Below are 9,300 nucleotides of genomic sequence, written 5' to 3' on the forward strand. Positions count from 1 at the left end.
CGTTCAGGTGCCGGTGCGCCGGGCGGCCGTCCGGGCCGCGGTGCGCCGCGCGCCGCGCGAGCCCGGACGGGCCGTCGCCGGGGTCAGCGGTTGTGCCCCTGGTCGCCGTCGGCGCCCTCGAGGGAGCCGGAGGCGGTACGGCCGACGACCTGCGCCGCCGTCACCGCCGCCCCGATGGCGACACCGACCGGGCCTCCCGCCGCCGCGGCGGCCCGGCCCGCACCGGCGGCCGCTCCGCCGCCGGCACCACCTCCGCCGGCGCCGCCGCCCGCTCCGGCCCCCGGGGCACCTGTCCGGCCCATACCGTCGGAACCGGACAGGCCGGACATGCCGCCGGAACCGGCGGAGCCCTGCGAACCGCCCGAGCCGCCCGCACCGGACGCCCCCGACGCGCCGCGCGGACCGCTCTGCCCACCGGCGCCACCGCTGCTGCTGCTGCCGCCGCCTCCGCCGCCGCCGAGCGAACGGGCGCCGGACGCCAGGGAGCCGCCCACGGACGACATCGCCCCGGACATCGCGGACGCCCCGCCGAGCGCGGCGGTGGCGGGCACGACGAGTTTCAGCAGCGCGGGCAGGGCGACGGCGGACAGCAGCATCACGCCGATACCGGCGATGCGTTCGTTGATGTCGCTGCCGCCGTCCTGGCCCGAGGTGATCATGGCCGAGCCCGCGTACAGCACCAGGCCGGCCGCCGGCTTGTACAACAGCCAGGCGATCATCCAGCCGAGGTGCTTGCGCCACCAGCCGCCGCCCCAGTTCGTCATGGAGGCGGCGGCGGCCAGCGGGAGGGTGCCCAGCAGCAGGATCATGACGCCGAGGCGGATGTAGAGCAGGATCGTGTGGATGATCCCGGCGATCAGCAGCAGGAAGGCGAGGACCAGCAGCAGGAAGGCCTCGATGCCGTTGCCGTCGGAGCAGGCGCCCACGGCGCTCAGCTGCTTCTCCGCGCCCGCGTTGAAGAGGTACGTGGAGTAGTCGTCGGAGAGGGCGGCGGCGGCCGTGACGACGGTGGTGGCGGCACCCGAGACGAGGATGACCCGCATGATGCCCTTGAGCGCGGTCGTGCCGGCCTCACCGCGCCGCTCGATGGCCATCCGGGCGGACGCGAACAGCAGCGAGCCGACCGCCAGATAGACCACGATCCACTGTGTCTGGCTGTTGATGTCCTGGGCCGTCGTGGTTCCCGAGAGGGTCGGGATGCTGGTGGTCAGCGCCCCGAACACCGCGATGGCGCCCGCGAGGACGGCGTTGGCGACGCCCTCGACGATGGTCCCGATGGGATCCCCGAGGAAGCTGAAGAATCCCACCGCGATGTCGACGATGGGATTACCGGTCGGGCACGCCATGTCAAACCCCCCAAAGGAGATGGCCGTTGGTTCCCTGGACCGCCTTCACCGGCGTGTGCAGGGCACCGTTGTCGGAGGGCTGGACCTTCCAGTCGCCGCCGCTCCAGCGCAGGGCGATGGAGGTCGTGGCGTAGCCCTGGCTGGTCTTGAGCAGCAGTTCGACGGTCGCCGCCTCGCCGGAGTACGCGGGCACCGAGTATCCGGCGTAGGAGGCGACGGACGAACTGCCGGTCCCGGCACTCGCGCCGGAGCCTGAGCCCGGTCCGTCACCGGCATCGGTACTGGCGCCGGAGCCGGATTCGGTGGCGTCGTCGTCCCGGACCGTGGAGCGCTTGAAGACGAACAGGTCCCGTCCCTGGCCGGACACGACCTGCTCGCGCGCGACGGTCCGCCAGTCGGGTCCGCTCATCTGCGAGGGAATGATGTGGGCGGCCAGCACGGCCCCGGTCGGCGTGTGCGCGAAACACCACCACAGGGGCCCCTGGGTCAGGGTCGGCCCGGCGGAGGCCGAGACGGGCACACGCGTGACGTCGAGGGTGTGCCAGTCGACGTCGTCGGGCGGAGCCGTGGGCAGGGCGTCGCCGTCGCCGTCATCCGTACGGCATCCCTCGGGCCGGCCGTCCTTCATGGCCGGAGTGCCGGACAGCGGTCCCTCGGCCGCCGGCGCGTTCCCGTCCTTCCCGTCGGTGTCCTGGTCGGTCGTCAGCGCGACGATTCCGCTCATTACGACGACGACGGCGAGGAACCCCGCCGACACCTGCCAGCCGCGCTGCTTCCAGTACGGCCCCGACGGGTCCGACCGGTACCGGCGTGGCTCCCGGTACTCCCTGCGTGTGAACATCTCGACCGTTCCCGTCCGTGGGCTCAGTTGAAGACGAAGCCGACCAGCGGACCCGCGGTGGCGACCAGGACACAGCCGCCGAGCACCATGCCGAGGCGGCTCATGTGCTCCGAGCTCTCACCCCGCTTGAGGGAGACGGCCATCATCGTGCCGGTGATCAGCACCCCGGCGACGCCGGCGGCGGTACCGGCCCAGGCGGCTATGCCGAGCACGGTGTTGACCTTGGAGGTCAGTTCGCCGGGTGCGTTGCTCACCGGCTGGGGCACGCCGGCGGCGAGCACGGTGGTGGCTTCGAGGAGCAGGGACATGGGGATCTCCGAGAGGTCGGCGCCACCGGGTGAGCGGTGGGCGCGAGGTAGGGGTGAGATGGGGCTGAGGTGCGGCTGAGGTGAGTGGTGCCGAAGAGGTTTGTGAACCTCAGAGGAGGGACAGATTGCCGAGGAAGGCGACGAGCGGCCCGGCCGTCGAGGCGACCAGACAGCCGAGGGTGACGTAGAAGACCCCGCGGAAGTGCTCGCCGCCCTCGCCCGGTTCGCCGCGGCGCAGCTGGATCGCCATCTGCATGCCGACGATGATCAGTCCGCCGACCCCCGCGGCCGAGGCGCACCACGCGAGGATGCCGAGGATGACGCCCGCGTCGGCGGTCGGGGTGTAGCCGGCCAGCCGCTCCCCGAGGGGGAGGGCGAGGTGGGTGAGGGGGGAGGTCATGAAACGGTTCTCTCGCCGTCGGTTCCGGTGCCCACCAGGTCGGCGAGCACGCTGAGTTGTCGGGGCAGGTACGTGGGCTGACCGCCCACGCGCCAGGCCGGGATCCACGGCACCCGGTGCACATGGGTGACCGAGCGGACGACCCGGATGCGGCGCAGCAGGCTGAGCGGGAGCCGTCCGGGGGCGTCGGCGACGAGGACGACACCCAGCAGGTCGATCCCCTGGGGGGCCTTTCCGTCCTTCAGCGCACCCAACGCCTGCGACACGGCACGCAGTCCGCGCGCGCTGGTCCGGCCGACCAGCATGACCCGGCGCGGTTCGCCCCGCGCGGGCTCCGGCCAGCGGGCCCCCACGTCGACCCCGCCGAGAGTGTCGGCGAGCGAGGAGGCACCGGCTCCGCCGTGCGCCTTGACCCACCCGATCTCGTCCCGTGACTTCCCGCGCACGGGCACCCGCCGTCTGGGCTCACCCCAGGAGGGCTCGCCACCGGCGGCGGGGGCCCTCTTGCGGGGGGTGGGGGACGAGGGGCGGGGCGTCCGGGCCGGGGTGGCGGCGGGCGCGGGGGCCGCCGCGTGCGCGTGTGCGGGCGGGGCGGATGCCGTCGTGTGCGCGGGCGGGACGGGCGCGGCCGCGGGGGCCGCCGACGCGGACGGTGCGGGGAATGCCGGAGCGGGCGCCGGGACAGGTGCCGGGTGCACGGCCGTTCCGGCCTGGGTGTGCTGCCCCGGCGGAATGTGCCGCCCCGGCTGAGGGTGCTGCCCTGCCTGGGTGTGCTGCCCTGCCTGGGTGTGTTGCCCCGGCTGAGGGTGCTGCCCCGGCATCCCGGGCTGGACCGCCGTACCCGCGCCGCCGTACTCCGCCGCCGGCCCGGTACCCGGGCTCCCCGGACCCGCCCCGGGTGCCGGAGCCTGACCCGCACCGGATGCTCCGCCGTCCGTGGCGGGCGGCGCGGCGGCCGGGGCCGTCGGCCGTGCGGGTTTCGGCCCTCGTACCCATGACTGCGGGCCCGACGGCGTTGCCGGAGGAGTGCCCATGTGCGCCCCGCCCCCTTCTCCGCTCGTGCTTCGGCTGCTCTGGCTCATCTGGTTTCCACGGGTTTGAACTTATTTGCGCCGGGGCCCGTTTGGATCTTTCGAGCCCGTCGACAGCACAACGGGCCGTTCGGCCGTCGCGGTTCAAGGTGAGAGGAAGAAGGCGGGCACGCATGAGCGCGGGCACGGGAGAGAGCGGGGAGGGCGGGACCTCCACCGCCGTCAGGAACACCATCGCCGCAGGCACCGGCTGCGGCTGCCTGCTGTCGCCGCTCGCTCTGCTCGGCGCCCTGGTCGTCATCGTCATCATCGGCGGGTTCGGGGTGCTGCTGGCCCCGCTCATCGCGCTGATCCTGCTGTTCTCGGGCGGCGGCGGGGGCGGTTCCGCCAGTGCGGACGACGCGGACGAGGTGATCGCCATCTTCAACGGCGACGGCCAGGGCGAGCTGGAGACCTCGACGGTGCCCGAGGACCTGGCGGACCCGATCGAGGAGGCCGGCGAACTGTGCGACGCGATCGGCCCGATCGTCATCGCCTCCCAGGTCGAGAGGGAGTCCGGCTTCAACGAGACACTCGTCGGCGAGAACGGCGAGGAGGGCATCTCGCAGCTGCCGCCCGAGATCTTCGACAAGTACGGCGAGGACGACGACGACAACGACGAGACCTCGGCGCTGGACGCGGAGGACTCGATCATGGCGCAGGGCCGTTACCTGTGCGACCTCGCCGAAGAGGCCCAGCAGATGATCGACGCGAACGAGGCCACCGGCAGCGTCCTGGACCTCGCCCTGGCCGGCTACCACGTGGGGATGGACGCCGTCCGCGCGGCCAAGGGGGTGCCGCAGACGAACGAGGCCCAGGGCTATGTCCTCGCCATCCGCGCCCAGTTCGCCAAGTACGAGGGCGTGGCCGCCCCGCCCGCCGGCTCCACCCCGGGCGTCACCCCGGGCATGGACCCGGACCCGACGGGCTCCCCCTCCGCTTCCCCGTCACCTTCCCCATCCACCAGCCCCGACGCATGAGAACAACGAGGAGGAGGACAGCAGCCATGGCCCACTTCGAGGTGTGGATCTCGGGCGAAGGGCTCGCCGAGATCAACGGAGAGCCTCTGGTGCTTGAGCCGGGCCAGTCCGTGCACGAGGCCGTACTGGACCGGTTGCAGCAGTACGCGGAGCAGCGCGCGGCGGCGGTCGGGGCAACGGTGAACGACGGTCCGGGTGAGTCCCACTTCGTCCTGGAGGTCTCCCCCGACGGCTCCAGCCGAGTCCTCGACCCGACGGACCCCGCGCACCGGGCCCCGGAGCCGACGCCTCCCCCTGCCCCCGCCCCTGCCCCTGTCCCTGCCCCTGTCCCTGCCCCTGTCCCTGCCCCTGTCCCTGCCCCTGTCCCCGCCCCAGTCCCCGCCCCTGTCCCCGCGCCCATTCCTGCCCCCGCCTCCGCCATAGCCCTGGCGGTCGCCCGGGCCCGAGCCGCCGCAACGGCTCCCCCCGCGCCCGCCCCCACCCCCGCCCCCGCCCCTGCCCCGGCACCGCCTTCTCCCCCTCCGTCCCGCTCCCTCCCGACGGAGCTGGCGGAGCAGATCACGCGCATCAACGCGCTGGCGACCACGGGCCGGCTGGAGGAGGCGTCGGCCGAGGCGACCGCCCTGCGCGAGCGTCTGACGAGTTCGGCGGGCACGGAGCACCCGGACGCGCTGGAGGCACGGGCGATGGAGGCGTACCTGGCGCACCTGCGCGGGGACCACCGGGAGGCCACGGTGCTGGCCCTGTCGGTGGCCCGCATCCTGTGCGGGGCCGGCGACCCGCAGGCACCGGCGGCGGTGGCGAGGGCGGCGGCCGCGTGGCAGCGGCTGGAGGACGACAGGGCGGCGGAGATCCACGGGAACGAACTGCTGCACATGTGGAACAGGCTGCACAGCAGCGGCCGCCTCTCCGCCGCGGACGAGCAGCTGGCCCACCAGGTCCGCACCCAGCTGGAGGCCCTGTCGACCTACGTCTGACCCGGGAACCGACCCGCTGCCCCACCGCTCGGGCGACCCCGTTCCACGGGGTGGCCCCACAGGCGTTGTACGAGCCGTAAATCGAACATCAAACGAACGTGGAACGAACGTGGAGCATCCCTAGGAACACTCCCTTCCCCGGAGGCCCCGGCCCCAATCCCCACGACCGGGGCCGGCCATCCCAAGGAGCAGGAGCGGGAGCACACCATGAACGTGACGGTGATCGGTTCGGCAAGCGCGGTGTCCACCGAGGAACGGGCCCTCAGGGACCTCTACCTGGAGCACGGCCCCGCCCTCTACGCGTACGTGCTGCGCATGCTGGGCGGAGACACCCACCGCACGGAGGACGTCATCCAGGAGACGCTGCTGCGCTGCTGGAGCAAGCAGAACCTGGCGGACAGCGAGGGGATGGCCGTCCGCCCCTGGATGTTCCGCGTCGCCCGCAACATCGTGATCGACGCACACCGTACGAAGATGGCCCGCCCGCTGGAGATAGGCGGCGCGACCTGGCTGACCGAACTGGGCGCCGAGGTCGACGACATCGAACGCATGCTGTCGTCCATCGTCCTGCACGACGCCCTCCAGGCCCTGACCCCCGCACACCGCGAGGTCCTGGAGGCCACCTTCTTCGCCGACCGCACCACCCAGCAGGCGGCCGTCACCCTCGGCGTCCCCCAGGGCACGGTGAAGTCCCGCGTCTACTACGCCCTGCGCAGCCTGAAAACAGCCCTGGAAGAACGCGGCATGCACACCGACCGTGCTGCTTGAACCTCCAGTGACCGAACGGCCTGCGACCGGTACGTGGTTCCCCCACCGCCCGGCTCAGACATCGGTGAACGGCGGCACGACCCGGACCACCGCGATGAGTTTCATCCGCGGCAGGGGAAGAGCGTAGAACCACCCGTCAGCGAGCAACGGGATACGGCGCAGACCGCCGGGCCTCCGTGACTGGGCCCGCTCCCGACGTCGGTGACGTCTACACCGACTGTGGCGAGGGCGACCAGCTCGTCGGCCAGGCGCTCGACTTCGCCGACGACATGCTGGGGAAGCCCGAAGATCACGTGTTCGGCATCGGGGTCGTACTCCCAGCGCCATTCCTTCCCGTCGCTCACGCGGTGCCCTGCCCGTTCTCGATGCCTGCCTCGGCGCAGGCGGCATCGAGGAGGGAGCCGATCTCGGTGGCGAGGGCACGGGCCTCGGCGAGGTCGTCCGTCTCGGCGGCTCGGGCCTCCAGCGCGTGCAGGCGGGCTGCTTGCTCGGGGTGACGCTCGACGGCGACGTACACGGCCCACTGGCCGACGAAGCGACGCATGGGCGCGGCGCTCACCTGCTCCCGTGCCTGCTGCAGGGCCACCGCACGCTCGGCGTCGAAGACGGGCAGCGCGGCCGGGGCGAGCAGGGCGAGGGCAGCACGCAGGTCCTCGGGGGCGCCGGCGGGCTGAGGGATCGGGGGGGTTCCGGACACCGGGTCCCAGGCGCTGGTCATACGGGCGGCCTCGTCTCGTAGGTGACTCCCGTCGGGTGCACGGAGTCGGTGCTGCTGTGCATCAGCGTTCCGAACGGGGCCTGGAAATTCAAGCGGGACAGTGCCGCGCTGCACGGCGGTGGCCGTTTCCCTGATCTCGTTGTACGGAGCCCGAGGGAGTGCGGGGAACGAAGGGCGTGCGTCTCGACCCTCGCACATCAAGCCTCCCACCCGGGGTCCGACCGCATGCCCGCCCACCGACTCAGCCGGCCGCACGGAGCGGCTCCCGGGTGAGGCGGTCACGGCGCCCCCGGCAGTCCCGGCAGCGTCCGGGCTCCGGTGCGCGGAAGGCGCGCTCGCAGCCGTCGCAGGTCTGGAAGGGCAGCACGGTCGGGCGTTCGGCGACCGGTGGGAGCGGTGCCGGGGGCGGCGCGGGCAACGGCGTTTCCCGGAGTCGGAAGGCCAGGACGCTTGCCGGGCGGGCCCGGAAGGTGTCGGGGAGCCGTACGGTCAGCAGGTCGGTGATCTCGCGCGGTCCGACCCCGGCCGCCAGCCACGCGGCGACGGCCGGCGCCAGACGGGCGGCCTCCCGCACGGACAGGACGAGACGGGGATCGACGCGGCGCAGGGCGGTCAGCAGGGCGACCGCCTCCGGGTCGGCATCGGCGAGTGAGGGCGCCGGGGCGGCGTCTGTGTCCGCGAGTGAGGGGGCCGGGTTCTCGGTCTCCTCGCGGCGGGGAGCGGGCACCGCCTCCCGCAGGGGCGTGGCAGCGGCCGAGGCCTCCGCGACGGCGGGCTGTTTCCGGGGCCGGGTCCGGTGCCGGGGCGGCTTCGGCGGCTCGGGAGGGCCCTCCGGGCCGTCGCCGTCGTTGTCGTCGCCGCCGGGTACGTCGTAGAAGTACGTCCGCGTGCGGATCTTCCCGGAGGGCAGGCGCTCGCGGCGGCGTTCCAGGTAGCCGGCGGCTTCCAGTTCCCTGAGCGCCCGCGAGATGAGGATCTCGCCCTCGCTGAAGTGCTCGCACAGGGCGGTGATGGTCACGGGGGTGCCGGTGGGCAGGGAGAGGATGTAGACCGCGACGCCGATGGTGACCGCGCTGCCGCGTCGCTGGGCGAGGGCGTTGGAGATCACGGTGAAGTCGGCGGTGAGCCGGGTGCGTACGTGGATCACGCCGGAGGACGGAGCTCCGGCGTCGGCGCGCAGGCGCGCGTTAGACTGCGAGTCAGCCATTGGGAAGGTACTGCTTCCTGATCGGTCAGGCCCTCGTCCGGGATGCCCGTCCCGATCGGGGGCCGTATCTGTTTGCGGTTGTCGCGCTGAACGCGCTTCTCGCGGTGAACGTAACCGCCCGTATCCCGCCCCTGCAAGCCGGTCACCCGGACGAGTGACGCGGGCTTTCCGGCAGGGAGGGTGGGTGGGCGGGTAGTTCTTTCCCCCGGTTCTTTATGGAGGTCAGCGGCCCGCCGGACCCTCGCGGGCGAGGGCCCGGTGACCCCGACAGCCGGACGCCGACCGGACCCCGGCCACCTCAGGGACGGAGCCGCCCGCCGGCCTTCAACTCACCTGTGAAGGCGGTCCAGGAGGCGGCTTCGAAGCACACGGTCGGACCGTGCGGGGCTTTGCTGTCACGGACGGGGACGACGGTCCGGAACCCGTCGGCCACCTCCACGCAGTCGCCGCCCTCCTGGTTGCTGTAGCTGCTCTTGCGCCAGGCGGCGCCGTTCGGATCGGGACGGGACGTTCGCTCCACGGTGGTTGTCCTCCATCACGGATCGGATCATGCCGTCAGGGACGGAGCCGCCCGGCCTTCACCTCGTCCATGAAGGCGGTCCAGGAGGCGGCTTCGAAGCACACGGTCGGACCGTGCGGGGCTTTGCTGTCACGGACGGGGACGACGGTCCGGAACCCGTCGGCC

The 9,300-nt window shown here is 72.9% G+C and carries 13 protein-coding genes; 3 read left to right on the forward strand and 10 right to left on the reverse strand.

Features of this window, described 5'->3' with window-relative positions:
* Positions 1-83: 83 nt before the first annotated feature.
* The 5 genes from ACFWVE_RS14475 to ACFWVE_RS14495 all read right to left on the reverse strand — a co-directional run bounded on the left by ACFWVE_RS14475 (position 84) and on the right by ACFWVE_RS14495 (position 3,341).
* Complete coding sequence (locus tag ACFWVE_RS14475) at positions 84-1,346, reverse strand: hypothetical protein (protein ID WP_384012943.1); 1,263 nt, start codon at positions 1,344-1,346, stop codon at positions 84-86.
* Between the two features lies 1 nt (position 1,347).
* The gene (locus ACFWVE_RS14480) at positions 1,348-2,187 is read right to left on the reverse strand and encodes a hypothetical protein (protein ID WP_384012946.1); all 840 of its coding nucleotides are present in this window, start codon (positions 2,185-2,187) and stop codon (positions 1,348-1,350) included.
* Between the two features lie 23 nt (positions 2,188-2,210).
* Positions 2,211-2,495: a hypothetical protein gene (locus ACFWVE_RS14485; RefSeq protein WP_384012949.1), complete on the reverse strand. Its 285-nt coding sequence runs from the start codon at positions 2,493-2,495 to the stop codon at positions 2,211-2,213.
* A 109-nt stretch (positions 2,496-2,604) separates the two neighbouring features.
* Positions 2,605-2,895, reverse strand: coding sequence for a hypothetical protein (locus tag ACFWVE_RS14490; protein WP_384012952.1), 291 nt, complete (start codon positions 2,893-2,895; stop codon positions 2,605-2,607).
* A complete protein-coding gene (locus ACFWVE_RS14495; protein ID WP_384012955.1) occupies positions 2,892-3,341 on the reverse strand; it encodes a DUF6668 family protein in 450 nt (149 codons plus the stop codon). The genes ACFWVE_RS14490 and ACFWVE_RS14495 overlap by 4 nt, the downstream gene beginning before the upstream one ends.
* A gap of 758 nt (positions 3,342-4,099) precedes the next feature.
* Between ACFWVE_RS14495 and ACFWVE_RS14500 the strand changes: the two genes are divergently transcribed.
* From ACFWVE_RS14500 to ACFWVE_RS14510, 3 genes are all read left to right on the forward strand, one after another.
* Positions 4,100-4,945 (forward strand): transglycosylase SLT domain-containing protein, encoded by an 846-nt coding sequence (locus ACFWVE_RS14500; RefSeq protein ID WP_384012958.1) that lies wholly within the window; start codon positions 4,100-4,102, stop codon positions 4,943-4,945.
* A 26-nt stretch (positions 4,946-4,971) separates the two neighbouring features.
* Positions 4,972-5,922, forward strand: coding sequence for a hypothetical protein (locus ACFWVE_RS14505; RefSeq protein ID WP_384012961.1), 951 nt, complete (start codon positions 4,972-4,974; stop codon positions 5,920-5,922).
* Between the two features lie 207 nt (positions 5,923-6,129).
* On the forward strand, positions 6,130-6,690 hold the full coding sequence (locus ACFWVE_RS14510; RefSeq protein ID WP_384012964.1) for a sigma-70 family RNA polymerase sigma factor: 561 nt from the start codon (positions 6,130-6,132) through the stop codon (positions 6,688-6,690).
* A 101-nt stretch (positions 6,691-6,791) separates the two neighbouring features.
* Here ACFWVE_RS14510 and ACFWVE_RS14515 read toward each other — a convergent pair whose 3' ends face one another.
* The 5 genes from ACFWVE_RS14515 to ACFWVE_RS14535 form a co-directional block, all read right to left on the reverse strand.
* Positions 6,792-7,034: a hypothetical protein gene (locus tag ACFWVE_RS14515; RefSeq protein ID WP_384012967.1), complete on the reverse strand. Its 243-nt coding sequence runs from the start codon at positions 7,032-7,034 to the stop codon at positions 6,792-6,794.
* Positions 7,031-7,408 carry a DUF6247 family protein gene (locus tag ACFWVE_RS14520; protein WP_384012970.1) on the reverse strand — a complete coding sequence of 126 codons (378 nt, stop codon included), beginning with the start codon at positions 7,406-7,408 and terminating at the stop codon, positions 7,031-7,033. The genes ACFWVE_RS14515 and ACFWVE_RS14520 overlap by 4 nt, the downstream gene beginning before the upstream one ends.
* Before the next feature lie 241 nt (positions 7,409-7,649).
* Entirely contained in the window at positions 7,650-8,615 is a 966-nt protein-coding gene (locus ACFWVE_RS14525; protein WP_384012973.1) for a hypothetical protein, read from the reverse strand.
* Between the two features lie 298 nt (positions 8,616-8,913).
* Positions 8,914-9,135 carry a DUF397 domain-containing protein gene (locus tag ACFWVE_RS14530; RefSeq protein ID WP_384012976.1) on the reverse strand — a complete coding sequence of 74 codons (222 nt, stop codon included), beginning with the start codon at positions 9,133-9,135 and terminating at the stop codon, positions 8,914-8,916.
* Between the two features lie 35 nt (positions 9,136-9,170).
* The coding region (locus ACFWVE_RS14535) for a DUF397 domain-containing protein (protein WP_384013015.1) at positions 9,171-9,300 on the reverse strand (130 nt) is incomplete at its 5' end.

Origin of the sequence: Streptomyces sp. NPDC058632 (assembly GCF_042717095.1) — a bacterium.
Lineage (GTDB): Bacteria > Actinomycetota > Actinomycetes > Streptomycetales > Streptomycetaceae > Streptomyces.